The sequence below is a fragment of the Micromonospora sp. NBRC 110009 genome (genome assembly GCF_030518795.1).
Classification (GTDB): domain Bacteria; phylum Actinomycetota; class Actinomycetes; order Mycobacteriales; family Micromonosporaceae; genus Micromonospora.
In genome coordinates this window covers 6,286,706-6,301,751 of the sequence record NZ_CP130427.1, presented here as the reverse complement: position 1 = coordinate 6,301,751, position 15,046 = coordinate 6,286,706, and the positions used below count along the sequence as shown (strand labels likewise).

Below are 15,046 nucleotides of genomic sequence, written 5' to 3'. Positions count from 1 at the left end.
AGGACGGGCACGCCTACCCGGCCCGGTCTCCATGAAACCAGGCGAGAGCGGAAGATTCGGTCAGTTCGCCGGTAACATCGCCCAGACCACCTTGCCGGTGCCGGCCGGCGCGCTGCCCCAGCGCTGGGTCAACTCCCGCACCAGCATCAGCCCGCGTCCCCCCTCGGCCCGCGGATCGGTACCGGTGGCGGCCCGCGCGTCCGCCGGGCTGCCGTCCATCACGGCCACCCGCAGGTACGGCTTGCGCAGGGTCAGCGTCACGTGCATCGGCGTGCCGGCGTGCCGCACCACGTTGCCGACCAGCTCGGTGAGCACCAGCGAGGCCGGGCCGGCCAGCTCGGGGATGTTCCACCGGCCGCAGGCGTCCGTGACCAGCTCCCGGGCCCGCCGGCAGGCCCCGGCGACCGGCTCCAGCCGGGCCCGCAGCCGCGGTGCCATCGCCGTGCCGGCCAGGGCGGTCGCCTCCGCGCAGTCGCGGCGGACCGGCACCACCCGGCAGGCCGTGGACTCGGCGAGCCCGGTGGCGGTGTCCGGCGGTGGGGCGCAGAGCACCATCGGCACGGCCGGCCAGTCGGCGGCCCGCCGGGCGGCCGCCACGAAGACGGAGAGCGCCAGCGGGTCCGTCACGGCGAGCTGCTCCAGGTCCACCACGAGCGCGTCGGGCTGGGCCGCCAGGCACCCGTCCAGCACGGTGTGCAGCGACCGCATGCTCGCCAGGTCGAGTTCACCGGCGAGCCGTACCACGGTGACCGGCGACTCGTCACGGACCTCGCACCTGATCCGGGTCGACATCCAGGCCCCTCGTTTCTCCAGTCTCGTCGGGAGGACCTGGAAATACCCGGGACGCGGGCGGGCGAAACCGGACCAGCCGACCGTCCGCGCCTTGTCAGCGACGATTCGCACCACGCGTGGTGAGCAGCCCGAGGGCGATCATGCCGACCCCCAGCAGCAGGTGCAGCCAGTTGTCGGCCCCGTTGAACGGGACGAAGTTCGCCGTGCTGTGTTGGTCGACCACCAGGCCGTAGAGCCAGAGCACCAGATAGATCGCGCCACCGCCGACCAGGAAGGTCCGGGCGCCGGAGATCGTCCGGGCCAGCACCAGGCCGGCCACGCCGAAGAGCAGGTGCACGATGTTGTGCAGCACGGAGACCTGGAAGAGGCCCAGCAGCTTGGCCTCCGAATTGTGCCCGGCCCAGTACAGGTCGCTGTAGTGGGTGGTGATGCCGGGAATGAAGCCCAGCACACCGATCACCAGGAAGATCACGCCGACGGTCGCTGCGGCCCGGCGTACCGGTGCCCGGCCGTCGGCCGGGTTGCGTCGACCACGGGAGTGCGCCATCGCGTTCGTCATGCCGGCCTCCTCACAGGGCAGGAACCGCGGGCGCATTCCCCGGCCCGCCACCGGCAAACCCGCCGGCCGGCCCGGCCGGGCCGGCCGGGCCGGCCGGGCCGGCGGGGGCAGTGCTCAGGCGGGCTGCAGCGGCCGGGCGGGCTGCACTGGCCGCGCGGCGAGCTGGCGGACCCGCTCGTACAGGCTCACGTACTTCTCGGCCATCGCGGCCGGGGTGAACCGGGCGACGGCCTCCCGCCGGCACTCGTCCGACTCCAGCAGGCCGGCGGCCAGCACCAGGTCGCCCAGCTCCTCCTCCGCGGTGGTGAGCAGCCCGGTGCGACCGTGCTCGATCAGCTCGGGCAGGCACCCACGGGCGACGGCCACCACCGGCGTGCCCAGGGAGAGCGACTCGACCACCGCCGTACCGCCCGGCTCCTCCCAGCGCAGCGGGAACAGCGAGGCGCGCGCCCCGGCGAGCAGGTCGTCCCGCTCCTGGCCGGCGACCGTGCCCACCCAGCGGACCAGGTCGCCGTCCACCCACGGCGCCACCTGCTCGTAGAAGAACCGGACGTCCGGGTTCTGCCGGGCCTCGTCGCCCGCCGCGGCCAGGTCCTCCGGCCGGTGGTACGGCCCGACCGGGCCGGCGAGCACCAGCGGGAAACCGACCTGCTGCGCCAGCCGGGCGCCGAGGTCCTGCCCCTTGCCCGGGTTGATCCGGCCCAGCACGATCAGGTAGTCGCCCTTCTCCACCGCCGGCCGGCGGTCGGCGCCGACCGCCAGCGGGGTGGAGAGGTGCACGTGTCCGACCGAGTGCTCCCGCAGGGCCTGGGGCGCCCGGGCGAGCTGCGAGGCGGAGACCCCGTTGACCCGGACCCGCTCGCCGCCGTCGAGGTTCCCGTACAGCTCCGGGTGCTTGGCCAGGTCCCAGTGCAGGGTGTGCAGCACCGGCGGCGCGTCCGGTCCCATCGCGGCCATGGTGGCCAGCCCGACCGCCTCCACGTGGTCGTGCACCAGGTCGATGTCGTCCCGGGTGTGCAGGGCGCGGACCACGCCGTTGAGGTGGGCCTGGGAGATCCCGCAGACCTGGTTGTACGGCCGCTGGAGCGCAGGGAACTGCCCGTCCGGGAAGACCGAGATCTTCTCGTCGACGGGCAGCGTGCTGGTCTCCACCGAGGCGAGCACCACCCGGACGCCGAGCTTGCGCAGCTCCGGCACGAGGGTGGCGACCACGTTCTCGATGCCGCCGTAGCCGGGCGGCGGGACGGACAACCAGGGACCGGCGTTCATCAGGACGGTGAGACTCATGCTGCGCTGATCCTTCCCTCGGCGGCGCCCCCGTCGGCCCTCCGCGTGCCAGCGACCGGCCCCGCGGACCGGTCGTCATCCGCCGGTCCGGTCGACCGGCAACCGCCACCGCCCTGCGGTCGTCTCACGCCGCGACCCGCCGTCTGGGCACCCGGTGGCGCAGCTGCGCCAGCGGCGGGCGTTCCTCGACCGACACGTCGCTGACCACGATCTCCCGGTCCAGGTTCGGCAGCGCGTCCGAGCCGCCGCGGCGGAACTGGGTCAGCAGCGGGGTCGGCATGCTGCCCGGGGCCGCCCAGCCCCGCCGCTGCAGGCGCGACCAGGCCGTCAGCATGATCTGCGCGGACATCCGGCCCAGCGCGGCCGTGTCCTGGTGCCGATGCTTCCGCTCACCGAGGTCCACCTGGGCGAGCGCGTCCAGTCCGACCAGTTCCAGCAGGTCGATGAGCATGGCCGTCTCGACGCCGTACCCGGTGACGAACGGCACCTGCTCCAGCACCTCGCGGCGGCCCGCGTACTCGCCGGCGAGCGGCTGCACGAAGCCGGCCAGCTCCGGCCAGAAGAGGTTGAGCAGCGGCCGGGCCATCAGCTCCGTCACCCGGCCGCCGCCGTCGGCCTCCACGCTGGTCGCGCCGACCAGCGGCCGGTGGTAGAAGCCCTTGACGAAGTCGACCGAGGGGTCGGTCAGCAGCGGGCCGAGCACCCCGCTGACGAAGTGCGGCCGGAATTCGCGCAGGTCGGCGTCGATGAAGGCGACGACATCACCCTCGGCCGCCGCCAGCCCGGCCCAGAGCGCGTCGCCCTTGCCGGTGAGCCGGGGCAGTCCGCGGGTCATCGCGTCCTGGCCGACCACCTCGGCGCCGGCGGCCCGGGCGACCTGGGCGGTCCGGTCGGTGGACCGGGAGTCCACCACGATCAGTTCGTCCACCAGCGGGACCCGGTCCATCAGGTTCTCCCGGATCGTCGACACGATCGCGCCCACGGTGGCTTCCTCGTTGCGGGCCGGCAGCACCACGCTGACCCGGCTGTCCCCCTTGGCCCGCAGCAGTCGCCGCACCGGCCAGTCGTCGGCCGAGGTGGTGCGGTACGTGGCCCAGGCCTCCACCACCGGTGAGACGATCGATTCTGTATCCCGCACTGGCACACCCCCAGGTCGTGGCGGAACGCGGGCTTCTGGTTTTCCCAGTCCGCAGCCCGCGCTAACCGGATCATGCCTAACAGCCTGATCACGCCCCGGGCACCGGTCGGTTCCCCGCCGGTGAACGTTTGATTGCGCGCCCACCAGGGGAGAGCTGTCGGCAGTTGCTCCGATCGCGGCGGGAGGGCCGAGGTATGCGCACGTGCCGGGTGGGACTGGTAGGGGCCGGCGGGGTGGCGCAACGCCATGCCCGGGTGTTGACGGGCTTCGAGGACGTGGAACTGCTCGGTGTGACCGATGTCGCCCGGGACGCGGCGGAGGCGCTCGCCGGGGCGTACGGCGGCCGAACCTTCGTCGACGTGGACGAACTGCTCGCCGCCGGCCCGGACGCCGTGTACGTCTGCGTGCCGCCGTTCGCGCACGGGCCGGTGGAGGAGGCGGTGATCGCCGCCGGGGTACCGATGTTCGTGGAGAAGCCGGTGGCCGTGGACCTGGAGACCGCCGAGCGGGTAGGCGCGCTGGTGGAACAGCGCGGCCTGCTCACCGGCGTCGGCCACCACTGGCGCTACCTGCACATCGTGGAGGAGGCCCGGCAGGCGCTGGCCGGCCGTCCGGTCCGGATGGTCAACGGCGCCTGGCTCGACAAGGTCCCGCCGGTGGCCTGGTGGTCGCGGCGCGACCGGTCCGGCGGGCCGGTCGTCGAGCAGGCCGCGCACGTGCTGGACCTGGTCCGGCTGCTGGCCGGGGAGGTGACCGAGGTGACCGCGTACGGCGACGGCAGCCCGCCGCCGGTGAAGGGCGCCGACATCGATTCGGTCACCGCGGCCACCCTGCGCTTCTCGTCCGGCGCGGTGGGCACCCTCGCCGCCGCCTGCGTGCTCGGCTGGAAGCACCGGGCCGGCCTGGAGGTCCTCGCCGACGGGCTGGCGCTCTCGCTCGCCGAGGACGGCCTGACCATCTGCGACGCGGACGGCGAGCGGCACCTGCCCGCCGACCCGGACGGCGCCCGGGTGGCGGTCGACCGGGCGTTCGTCGACGCGGTCCGGGGGATCGGCGACGACGTTCGGGTCCCGTACGCCGAGGCGTTGCGCACCCAGCGGCTGGCCCTCGCGGTGGCCGACTCGGCGCGGACCGGGCACAGCGTCGCGCTGCCCACCGGGCCGGCCGCGCGGCTCACCCCGGCGATCGCCGACATGGTGCCCGCCGAGGCGCAACGGGAGGTGGGTGTCGATGCGTGACCGGGTGGTGGTGGTCACCGGACCAGGCGCCGTGCACCTGGTCGAGCAGGACGCGGGCGAGCTGCGCGAGGGCACCTTCCGGGTGGAGACGCTCTACAGCGGCGTCTCCGCCGGCACCGAGCTGAGCTACGTCAAGGGCACCAATCCCTACCTCAACGTCACCTGGAACGCCGACCTCGGCCTGTTCGAGCCCGGCGCGGCCAGCACGCCGTACCCGGTGACCCGGCTCGGCTACATGCAGGTCGGCCGGGTCGTGGAGAGCCGCACCCCGGCCGTGGCCGTGGGCACGGTGGGCGCGATGACCTACGGCCACCGCAGCGGCTACGTCGCCGATCCGATCGCCGAGCGGTTCGTCCCCCTCCCCGACGACCTCGACCCGCTGCTCGGCGTCTACGTCGCGCACATGGGCCCGATCTGCGCCAACGGCCTGCTGCACGCCGCCGCCGACCTGTGCGGCACGGACGTCCGCTCGCTCGGCGACGGCGTGCGCGGCCGGCGGGTGGCGGTGGTCGGCAGCGGGGTGGTCGCCCTGCTCACCGCGCTGCTGGCCAAGCGGCACGGGGCCGGCTCGGTGGTGGTGCTCGACCCCACGCCGGCGCGGCGGGAGGTGGCCGAGGCGCTCGGCCTGGAGACGCTGGACCCGGAGGCGGGAGATCCGGCCGTGGTGCTCAAGACCCGGTGGAACCACGCCGCCGGCGACCGGGGCGCCGACGTGGTCTTCCAGTGCCGGGGCCAGGCGTGGGCGCTGCAGCTCGCGCTGCGCCTGCTGCGCCCCCAGGGGACCGTCATCGACCTGGCCTTCTACCAGTCCGGTGCGGACGAGGTCCGGTTCGGCGAGGAGTTCCACCACAACGGGCTGGCGCTGCGCTGCGCGCAGATCGGCCGGGTACCCCGCGGGCTGGCCCCCACCTGGGACCGGGAGCGGCTCTCCGCGGAGACGATCGAGCTGCTGCGCCAGTACGGCGACCTGATCCGCAAGCACCTGGTCTCGGCGGTGGTGCCGCTGGAGGAGGCGCCGACCGTGCTGACCGACCTGGCCGAGCGTCGCCGGCAGGAGCTCCAGGTGGTCCTCACCGGCTGAGGACGGCGTCGCCCCGACCGCTGGCCGCGATCCGGGCAGGCCGCTTGGGACCTGCGGAAACGGGCACGAAAACCGCCCCCGCCGGGCGTCCCCGCCGGGCGGGGGTCACAATCGGCTCCGGTTCGCGTACCGTTGCCGCTCATGGGTGTGTCGCAACGGTTCAAGACCAGGTTCCGGCGGTTCCTCCAGCGCCCGGGGACGACGGTCGACCTGGCCCCGCTGGAGAAGCTGCTGCCGGCCATCGAGGCCCGCGAGGCGGAGCTGGAGACGCTCTCCGACGCCGAGCTGACCGAGGCCGCCGGGCAGGCCGACGGGTACGAGGAGATCTGCGCGATCGGCCGTGAGGCGGCCCGCCGCGGCCTCGACCAGCGCCCGTACGACGTCCAGCTGCTCGGTGCGATGGCGCTGCTCTCCGGCAAGGTCGCCGAGATGGCCACCGGTGAGGGCAAGACGCTCACCGCGACCATCGCCGCGTACGGGCACGTCCGCCGGGGCAACGGCCCGGTCCACGTGCTCACCGTGAACGACTACCTGGCCCGCCGGGACGCGGAGTGGATGGGGCCGGTCTACGCCCTGCTCGGGCTCAGCGTGGGCTGGGTCAACGAGGCCTCGACCCCCGAGGAGCGGCGCGTCGCGTACGCCTGCGACGTCACCTACGTGGCGGTCAGCGAGGCCGGCTTCGACTTCCTCCGCGACCAGCTCGTCACCGACCTCGCCGAACGGGTCCAGCCGGCGCTGAAGACCGCGATCGTCGACGAGGCCGACTCGATCCTCATCGACGAGGCTCGGGTGCCGATGGTGCTGGCCGGCGCGGTCCCCGGCGAGCAGGACCCGGTGCACGCCGCCGCGGCGCTGGTCCGGGGCCTGCGGAATGGCAGGCACTACACGATCGCCGAGGACGGCCGCAGCGTCGCCTTCACCTCCGCCGGCCTGGCCACGGTCGAGGCCAAGCTCGGCGGCATCGACCTGTACGACGAGGAGCACGTCGGGCAGCTCTCCGCGGTGAACGTGGCGCTGCACGCGCACGCCCTGCTGCACCGGGACGTGGACTACATCGTCCGGGACGGCTCGGTCGAGCTGATCGACGAGATGCGCGGCCGGGTCGCGCAGCGTCGCCGCTGGCCGGACGGGCTGCAGGCCGCGGTCGAGGCGAAGGAGGGGCTGGACGCCACCGCCGAGGGTGAGGTGCTGGGCACCATCGCCGTGCAGGCGTTCATCGCGCTCTACCCGACGGTCTGCGGGATGACCGCCACCGCGGTGCTCGTCGGCGACCAGCTGCGCGAGTTCTTCGGCCTCGAGGTGGCGGTGATCCCGCCGAACACCCCGTGCATCCGGGAGGACGAGCCGGACCGGATCTACGCCACCCGGGCCGAGAAGGAGGAGGCGCTGATCGACGAGATCAAGCGCTGCCACGAGGCGGGCCGGCCGGTGCTGGTCGGCACCCTGGACGTGAAGGAGTCCGAGGGCCTCGCCGCCGGGCTGCACGCGGCCGGGGTGCCCTGCGTGGTCCTCAACGCCAAGAACGACGACGAGGAGGCGGCGATCATCGCCGAGGCCGGCGCGTTCGGCGCGGTGACCGTCTCCACCCAGATGGCCGGCCGGGGCGTCGACATCCGCCTCGGCGGCAGCGACCAGGCCGACCGGGAGCGGGTGGCCGACCTCGGTGGCCTCTTCGTGATCGGCAGCGGCCGGCACGACAGCCGCCGGGTCGACGACCAGCTCCGCGGCCGGGCCGGCCGGCAGGGCGACCCGGGCGGCTCGGTCTTCCTCGTCAGTCTGGAGGACGACCTGGTCGTCCGGCACGCCGGCGACACGGTTCCGCCGTCGCCCCGGATGAACGCCGATGGCCTGGTCACCGACCCGCAGGTGGACTACGCGGTCGAGCACGCCCAGCGGGTCGCCGAGGGCGTCAACCATGAGATCCACCGCAACACCTGGCGCTACAGCGTGGTGATCGAGCAGCAGCGCAAGGCGCTCGCCGAGCGGCGGGAGCGGCTGCTGACCAGCGACATCGCGGCGCTGATGCTGCTGGAGCGGGTGCCGGAGAAGGCCGGCGAGATGGACGAGGACCTGCTCGCCGAGGTGGCCCGGAAGATCGCCCTCCACCACCTGGACCGGCTCTGGGCCGAACACCTGGCCGAGCTCTCCGAGGTCCGCGAGGGCGTGCACCTGCGGGCGCTGGGCCGGCTCGACCCGCTGGACGAGTTCCACCGCAGCGCCGTGCCGGCGTTCAACGCGCTGATCCCCGAGATCGAGACCCGGACCATCGCCACCTTCGAGGAGACCGAGTTCGCCGACGGCTGGGAGCCGGACGCCGCGAAGCTGGTCCGGCCGAGCGCGACCTGGACCTACCTGGTGCACGACAACCCGTTCGGCTCGGAGCTGGACCGGCTGATCGCCTCGGTGGGGCGGCGGCTCATCTCCGGGTCCCGCTGACCCGTCGCGGGGGGTCCCTTCCGGCGCGGCAGCCCCGAAAGGGACCCCCTTTGCGTGGTTTCGAACCTTGTTTGCGAGGGTAGTAGGCCGCGGCTTCAAGTCAGGGAGAGAAGAGCGGATGCGACAGGCAATGGCGCCGGACGGAGACACCGCGTGGCCGTACCCGGGAGTGGCGGAGGCCGTGACCCGGTGAACCTCGACACGCGGGAATCCATGATCGACACGCTCGGAGTGCTGGAGACCGCCGCACTGCTGCGCGAGCTGACCGCCGGCCTGATCGCCGTCACCGACTTCGACGAGGCGCTGAGCCGGTTGGTCCGCATCGCCCGGGACGCCGTACCGGAGGTGGACTGCTGCGGCTTCACCGCGCTGCGTGCCGGTGAGCCGGCCGGCGTGGCCGCCTCCGACCCGGCCCGGGCCGAACTGGACGACCTCCGGCACGGGCCGGACACGCCGGCGCTGACCGCCATCCGACGGCGCGAGATGATCATCGCCCAGGACCTCGACCGGGAGTCGCGCTGGCCGGGCTGGACCGAACGGGCCCGTGGGCTCGGGGTGCACGGGGTGATCTCCGCGCCGGTCGACGTGGACGAGCAGGTGATCGGCGCGATCAACCTGTACGCGGAGTCGGCCGGCGCGCTCACCACCCGGCACCAGCTCACCGCGATGCTCCTCGCCGAGCACGCCGGGCTCCTCCTGGCCGCGGTCCGGGACCGGGAGCGGCAGGTCGCCCAGGCCGGCCAGCTCGACTCGGCGCTGCTGGAGGAGGGGGTCGTCGGCCAGGCCGTCGGCGTGATCATGACCCAGCGCGGCTGTACCGCCCCGGAGGCCCTGGACGTGCTCCGCAGCGCCGCCGCCTCGTTGGACATACCGCTGCGCGAGGTGGCCGAGCGGCTCGTGCTCACGGTGTCCCGCCCCCGGGACAACTGAGCGACATTCGTTTCACCCCGGTGGGCCTCGGGTAGCACCCTGGACTGGTGAGCTGATCCGACCTGGGGAGGAACAAGATGGAGAGCCGACTGCGGGTGCAGGGGCACCCCGTCCAACCGATGCTGGTGACGTTCCCCTTCGGACTCTTCGTCAGCGCCGCCGTCTTCGACCTGGCCGACGTCGCGGGCGGCCCCGCCTTCCTCGGCGAGGTGGGCTACTGGACGGCCGTCGCCGCCCTGGTCGCCGCCGGGCTCACCACCGTCGCCGGGATGGTCGACCTGTGGGACGTCCGCGCCGGGCGGACCCGCCGTACCGCCGTCACGTTCAACCTGGTCAACGCCGCCATGGCGGCCCTGTTCCTGCTGACCTGCCTGATGCGGGCCCACGCGCCGCAGCGCGGCGCGACCGGCGTCGACCTGGCCACCGAGCTGCTCGCGCTGGCGGTGGGCGCGGTCGGGGTGTGGCTGGGCGCCCGGCTGATGCGCCAGTTCGACCGGCGCCGGGCCGCCGAGCCGAGCGGCTTCGAGACGCTCGGCGACATCCCGGGCGCCACCGTGGAGATCATCCGCCCGCCGGCCTGACGCCTCAGCCCCTTCGTGACCCACGCCCCGGCAACCGGCCGGGGCGTGGATGGCGGTCAGTGAGCGGCGGCGTGGTGGGCGGCGAGGACGTCGGCACCGAAGTCGCTGGCCGGGCGGCGCAGCACGGTGTGCGCGTGGTTGCCGTCGTCGGTGGTGTTGTCGTACTCGATCAGCAGGTCGTCGCCCTGGATCCGGTAGTAGTGCCGCTGCCCGGGCCGGGTCGCACCGGCCCAGGCGAAGTGCAGCTCCCCGCCCGCCAGCCGGCCCGCCTCGTGGGCGGCCAGCTCGGGCGGCAGCCGGTCCAGGTAGAGCGCGACCAGCTGGTCGAGCAGCGCCCGGCCGGTCGGGCCGAGCCGGTCCCGGGACACCCCGAGGGGATCGAGCCGGCCGGGCGCGGTGGGCCGGGTGGCGCTGATGATGTCGGCCGGCGCCTCGTCGGCGACGACGGCCGCCGTCCGGCCGGCCGGGCCGAGCGCGTCGAGCAGTTCCCGGGCCAGGTCCTCCTCCGGACCGAGCGGCCGGGAGACGGGGCGGCCGGCGTGCCGGACGGTCGCCGGGTTGGCGCCGAGGAAGAGCGGGGCGGGGGAGACCTGGTCGGCGACCACGGTCATGCTGACCGAGAGGTGGTGCCCCTCGAACCGCCACGCCCACCGGTCATCGCGGGCGGGGTCGCCGAAGACGGCCACCCAGTAGTCGCCGCTGTGCCGGCCGCGGCGCCACCCCTCCGCCCGGTCGAGCACCTCCTCGAGGGAGACCACGGCCATGGCCTGGGCGTACGCGGCGGGGCTGAGCGCGGTGGCGAGCAGCCGGTGGGCGGCCTTGCGGGCGGTGACGTCGAGGTCGGCGAGGCTGACCCCGGGTCGGGGTCGGGGCCGGTACTCCAGCCACCGCCGGGCGGCCTCGTCGTCGAAGCGGTGCCGGGCCTGCTGCTGGGCCGGCTCGTCGAGCGCCGCCAGCAACGCGCCGGCCGCCGCGCGCATCTGCTCGGGTACGGGATCCTCCACCGCCCCTGTATACCGCCCGGGCGGCGGGCACGGCGGCGGTCGCGTCCAGATGCTGGACAGTTTGCCGGTGAGCCCGTCAGGGTCGAGCGACGGCGAGCGTCTCCACGTCGAGTTCGTCGGGCAGCTGTCCAGGTTAGTGGGACGGCCGCCGCTCCCGCCTGGTAGCTTGCCGAGCCGGCACGGGAGGGGACGGATGCGCGATCGGGTGTACGTCGGCAAGGCGGCGGTGGACGGGGCGACCGACGCCGGCTGGCTGCTCGGCCACTTCAAACCGCCCGGCGACGTGCGGCACAGCACCGAGGTCGAGGTGAAGTGGGGGGTGCACCCGGCGGGGGAGACCCGCTCCCGCTGGGCGACCGGCGAGCGGCGGACCGCCCTGCTCGTGCTGATCAGCGGCGCGTTCCGGATCGAGCTGGTGGACCGGACGGTGGTGCTGCGCGAGCCGGGCGACTACGTGGTGTGGGGCCGGGGCGTGGACCACTCCTGGTACGCGGAGCGCGAGTCGGTGGTGCTCACCGTCCGCTGGCCGTCGGTCCCCGGCTACCGGGTGGACCCACCCGTCCTGCGCTGACCGGCCAGACCGTCCCACCATCCGGTATACCCTACTAAACCTATAGGGTTTACCGGCTAAAGTGACGGGGCACCCGCCGCTCCGCACCCGGGAGGACGACCCGCCGATGACTCGCACCGACCCGTCCGACCTGCTCGCCGTCGCCGCCCGCTGGGCCGACCCGGCCGGGTGGCCGGTCCCGCTGCGCTTCGACCGCGCCGAGCGGCGGTACGCACGCCTCGCCGCCGGTGCCGGACACGAGGTGTGGGCCCTGAGCTGGCTGCCCGGGCAGGGCACCGACCTGCACGACCACGGCGGCTCCTCCGGCGCCTTCCTGGTCGTCGCCGGCACCCTCACCGAGGAGACGGTCAGCGGCGGCCAGCTGCGCCCGCACCGGCTCGTCGCCGGAAGCGGTCGGCGCTTCGGCGCGCGCCACGTCCACGTCGTCACCAACCGGGACGCTCGGCCGGCGGTCAGCGTGCACGTCTACCGGCCGGCGCTGAGCCGGATGACCCGCTACCGCCTTGTCGCCGGCCAGCTGCTCGTCGCCGAGGTGGCCGAGGCCGGGGTCGCCTGGTGACCCGGCCGCCCCGCACCCCCAGTTCCCGACCCTGAACCGCGTCGCATGGAAGGACCCGACGATGCCGCCGACCCAGACCCGTACCGAGAGCTGTCCGGTCCCGCCGCCCGGCTCGCGAAGCATCGACGAGATCCTCGCCGCCGCCCGCGCCCGGCTGCGTCGGCTCGACCCGGAGCAGGCCCACCTCGCGTACCGGGGCGGCGCGCTGCTGGTCGACATCCGCCCCGCCGGGCAGCGCGCGGCGCACGGCACCGTCCCGGGCGCGCTCGCCGTGGAACGCAACGTCCTGGAGTGGCGGTTCGACCCGCGCTGCGCGGCCCGGCTGCCGCAGGCCGTCGACTACGACGTACCGGTGGTGATCCTCTGCCAGGAGGGCTACACCTCCTCGCTGGCCGCCGCCGCGCTCCAGGACCTCGGCCTGCACCGGGCCACCGACGTGGTCGGCGGGTTCTGCGCCTGGCGCATCGCCGGGCTGCCCACCCTCGGCCCCACCCCGCCGCTCCGACCCTCGTCCGCCGCGCTCCCGGCCACCGCCGGCCGGGCGTACCGCTGACCGCCGCGCCGCACCCGGCGTGGCGGGCGCGACCGCCAGCTCAGGAGGCACCATGTCCGTCGTCGCCATCGCCCCGCGCCCGCACCGGCCCGGCCGCCCCGACCGGGCCGGGCCCGGCCGACCGCGCACCGCACCGACCCTGACCATCACCCTCGACCTCGGCGCCGGCCCGCTGACGCCCGGCCTGGCCCGCCTGGTCGACCTGCTCGACGAACTCACCGCCGCCGGCGAGGGCGTGCTCGGGCCCGACGAGCACGAGGCGGCCCGGGCGGTGATCGACCTGCGGCGCGCCGCCGCGCCGGCCGCGCCCCCCGCGGTGGCGGCCGACGAGCCCGGCACGGTACGGATCCGCACCGGCGTCCGGGTGGTCCGCCAGGGCGGCCGGGAGATCCCGCTGACCCGGATCGAGTACGACCTGCTCCTCTTCCTCGCCGAGCACCCCCGGCAGGTGTTCACCCGGCTCCAGCTGCTCACCAACGTCTGGGGCTACGAACACGCGGTGGCGCGCACGGTGGACGTCCACGTGCGCCGGTTGCGAGCCAAGCTCGGCCTCGACACGCCCCTGGTGACCACCGTCTACGGGGTGGGCTACCGGCTCGCCGACGAGGCGCGGATCGTGGTCGACCGCGAGCGCTGACCGGGCCTGGCCGTCGCGCGGCGCACCTGGTCGTCAGGTGCGCCGCGGGCGCGTTTCCGGTGCTCGGGAGCGCCTGGACCGCCCAATGTGAACCGGGCGGGGACCCCCCGTAACGGGTCATCTCGCCGCTCTGCTGTAATCAACGGGCCTCGTACGCAGAGCGAGCATCCGGCTCCGATGTGTTCGTCAATTGTCACATTCATGCAACGTAGCCGCCCCTTGACCCTTGCACAGGCGCCGGGAAGCATCGATGAAGCGGCGTCCCGGGCCGTGGGGAGATACCCGGACCAGCCAAGGAGGACCATGTCGGTCAGCCCCGCCTCGTCGCGCGCCGGATGGCATACGTCCCAGCCCGCGGTCCCCGGGCGGCCCCCCGGCGGGCAGCGCCGCCCCGCCAACACGGCCACACCCGTGCTCACGGTGACCCTCGACATCCCGCTCGCCTGCGAGGAGTCGCTGACCCCGGCCGCCCGCCGGCTGTTGGAGGCCGCCCGGGAGCTGCTGGAACGTGGCGACGCGGTGATCTCCAACAGTCCGGGTCCGGCCGAGCGTCGCCCCGACCCGGTGCCGCCCGGGCGGTCCCCGGGCCGGCCGCTCGCGCCGACCATCCCGAGCCTGCACATCCTGGCCGCCTCCCGGTCGGTGCTCCGCGACGGCGAGCCGCTCCCGCTCACCCGCCTCGAGTTCGACCTGCTGCTGCACCTGGTCGCCCACCCCCGCCGGGTCTTCACCCGGCTGCAACTGCTCAACGCGGTCTGGGGGTACGAACACGCCGGCGTCCGCACCGTCGACGTGCACGTCCGTCGGCTGCGCGGCAAGGTCGGCGTGGACGTTCCGCTGGTCACCACCGTCTACGGCGTCGGCTACCGGCTCGCCGACGACGCCCGGGTGACCATCGACCGCACCGGCTGACCCGGTTCCGGCCCACGCCTCCACGCCCGTCCGGACGGAGCCCCGACTGCCCGGCCGATCGCGTGGTGGCTCCCGCCGGCCGCCGGGCAGGATGGTCGGATGCGCGTCCGTCCGATCACCCCCGAGCGCCTCGTCACCGAGCTGGCCGACCGGCTCGCCGGCACCGCCGTGCCGGGCCGGCTGCGGGTGGCCGTCGACGGGCCGCCGGCCGCGACGCCCGAGGCCCTCGCCGAGGCCCTGGTGGACCCGCTGCGCGCCGCCGGCCGACCGGTGCTGCACATCCGCGCGGCGGACTTCCTCCGTCCCGCGTCGGTCCGGCTAGAGCACGGCCGGACCAACCCGGACGCGTACTACGAGGGCTGGATCGACGAGGCCGGGTTGCGCCGGGAGGTCCTCGACCCGGCCGGCCCGGACGGCTCGGGCCGGGTGCTGCCGTCGCTCTGGGACGCCGCGACCGACCGGGCCAGCCGGGCCGGGTATGTCGAGCTGCCGCCCGGTGGGGTGCTGCTGGTCAGCGGAGCCCTGCTGCTCGGCGGCGGGCTGCCGTTCGACGTCACCGTGCACCTGGTGCTCTCGCCGGCGGCGCTGGACCGGCGGACCGAGCCCGACCTGCGCTGGACGCTGCCGGCGTTCGCCCGCTATGCCGAGGAGGTCGTGCCGGCCTCCTTCGCCGACGTCGTGGTACGCGCCGACGATCCGCGCCACCCGGCCCTGGTCGAGCCGTGACCGCCCCCGGCCGGGCCGCCGCCGGTCTCCGGACGCTCGGGC

Annotated in this window: 16 protein-coding genes; 11 read left to right on the top strand and 5 right to left on the bottom strand. The window is 74.6% G+C overall.

Translation table 11 applies throughout. The annotated features are described in order from the left end of the window. Positions 1–60 precede the first annotated feature (60 nt). The 4 genes from Q2K19_RS29800 to Q2K19_RS29785 all read right to left on the bottom strand — a co-directional run bounded on the left by Q2K19_RS29800 (position 61) and on the right by Q2K19_RS29785 (position 3,743). The gene (locus Q2K19_RS29800) at positions 61–792 is read right to left on the bottom strand and encodes an ATP-binding protein (protein WP_302765483.1); all 732 of its coding nucleotides are present in this window, start codon (positions 790–792) and stop codon (positions 61–63) included. Positions 793–886: 94 nt separating this feature from the next. Then, complete coding sequence (locus Q2K19_RS29795; RefSeq protein ID WP_302765482.1) at positions 887–1,351, bottom strand: DUF4383 domain-containing protein; 465 nt, start codon at positions 1,349–1,351, stop codon at positions 887–889. A gap of 114 nt (positions 1,352–1,465) precedes the next feature. After that, positions 1,466–2,638: a glycosyltransferase gene (locus Q2K19_RS29790; RefSeq protein WP_302765481.1), complete on the bottom strand. Its 1,173-nt coding sequence runs from the start codon at positions 2,636–2,638 to the stop codon at positions 1,466–1,468. A 124-nt stretch (positions 2,639–2,762) separates the two neighbouring features. Continuing rightward, positions 2,763–3,743, bottom strand: coding sequence for a glucosyl-3-phosphoglycerate synthase (locus Q2K19_RS29785; protein ID WP_302772827.1), 981 nt, complete (start codon positions 3,741–3,743; stop codon positions 2,763–2,765). A gap of 227 nt (positions 3,744–3,970) precedes the next feature. Here Q2K19_RS29785 and Q2K19_RS29780 point away from each other — a divergent pair, with 227 nt between their 5' ends. The 5 genes from Q2K19_RS29780 to Q2K19_RS29760 all read left to right on the top strand — a co-directional run bounded on the left by Q2K19_RS29780 (position 3,971) and on the right by Q2K19_RS29760 (position 10,042). Next, on the top strand, positions 3,971–5,014 hold the full coding sequence (locus tag Q2K19_RS29780) for a Gfo/Idh/MocA family protein (RefSeq protein ID WP_302765480.1): 1,044 nt from the start codon (positions 3,971–3,973) through the stop codon (positions 5,012–5,014). After that, a complete protein-coding gene (locus tag Q2K19_RS29775) occupies positions 5,007–6,095 on the top strand; it encodes a zinc-binding dehydrogenase (RefSeq protein ID WP_302765479.1) in 1,089 nt (362 codons plus the stop codon). Before Q2K19_RS29780 ends, Q2K19_RS29775 begins: the two co-directional genes overlap by 8 nt. Positions 6,096–6,236: 141 nt before the next feature. After that, positions 6,237–8,531, top strand: coding sequence for an accessory Sec system translocase SecA2 (gene secA2 / locus Q2K19_RS29770; protein WP_302765478.1), 2,295 nt, complete (start codon positions 6,237–6,239; stop codon positions 8,529–8,531). A gap of 213 nt (positions 8,532–8,744) precedes the next feature. Continuing rightward, entirely contained in the window at positions 8,745–9,461 is a 717-nt protein-coding gene (locus Q2K19_RS29765) for a GAF and ANTAR domain-containing protein (RefSeq protein ID WP_302765477.1), read from the top strand. Between the two features lie 77 nt (positions 9,462–9,538). After that, positions 9,539–10,042: a DUF2231 domain-containing protein gene (locus Q2K19_RS29760; protein WP_302765475.1), complete on the top strand. Its 504-nt coding sequence runs from the start codon at positions 9,539–9,541 to the stop codon at positions 10,040–10,042. Positions 10,043–10,098: 56 nt separating this feature from the next. Here Q2K19_RS29760 and Q2K19_RS29755 read toward each other — a convergent pair whose 3' ends face one another. Continuing rightward, positions 10,099–11,022 (bottom strand): DUF3500 domain-containing protein, encoded by a 924-nt coding sequence (locus Q2K19_RS29755; protein WP_446839783.1) that lies wholly within the window; start codon positions 11,020–11,022, stop codon positions 10,099–10,101. Between the two features lie 217 nt (positions 11,023–11,239). On the opposite strand from Q2K19_RS29755, the gene Q2K19_RS29750 reads away from it, so the two are divergent. The 6 genes from Q2K19_RS29750 to Q2K19_RS29725 all read left to right on the top strand — a co-directional run bounded on the left by Q2K19_RS29750 (position 11,240) and on the right by Q2K19_RS29725 (position 15,004). Beyond that, entirely contained in the window at positions 11,240–11,617 is a 378-nt protein-coding gene (locus Q2K19_RS29750) for a cupin domain-containing protein (protein ID WP_302765473.1), read from the top strand. Positions 11,618–11,723: 106 nt separating this feature from the next. After that, positions 11,724–12,176, top strand: a complete 453-nt coding sequence (locus Q2K19_RS29745; protein ID WP_302765471.1) for a cysteine dioxygenase — start codon at positions 11,724–11,726, stop codon at positions 12,174–12,176. A gap of 61 nt (positions 12,177–12,237) precedes the next feature. Continuing rightward, positions 12,238–12,729 carry a rhodanese-like domain-containing protein gene (locus tag Q2K19_RS29740; RefSeq protein WP_302765469.1) on the top strand — a complete coding sequence of 164 codons (492 nt, stop codon included), beginning with the start codon at positions 12,238–12,240 and terminating at the stop codon, positions 12,727–12,729. Between the two features lie 52 nt (positions 12,730–12,781). Next, on the top strand, positions 12,782–13,366 hold the full coding sequence (locus tag Q2K19_RS29735) for a winged helix-turn-helix domain-containing protein (RefSeq protein WP_302765468.1): 585 nt from the start codon (positions 12,782–12,784) through the stop codon (positions 13,364–13,366). Between the two features lie 303 nt (positions 13,367–13,669). Further along, positions 13,670–14,278, top strand: a complete 609-nt coding sequence (locus Q2K19_RS29730; protein WP_302765466.1) for a winged helix-turn-helix domain-containing protein — start codon at positions 13,670–13,672, stop codon at positions 14,276–14,278. A gap of 99 nt (positions 14,279–14,377) precedes the next feature. Continuing rightward, complete coding sequence (locus tag Q2K19_RS29725; protein WP_302765464.1) at positions 14,378–15,004, top strand: nucleoside/nucleotide kinase family protein; 627 nt, start codon at positions 14,378–14,380, stop codon at positions 15,002–15,004. Positions 15,005–15,046: the final 42 nt, after the last annotated feature.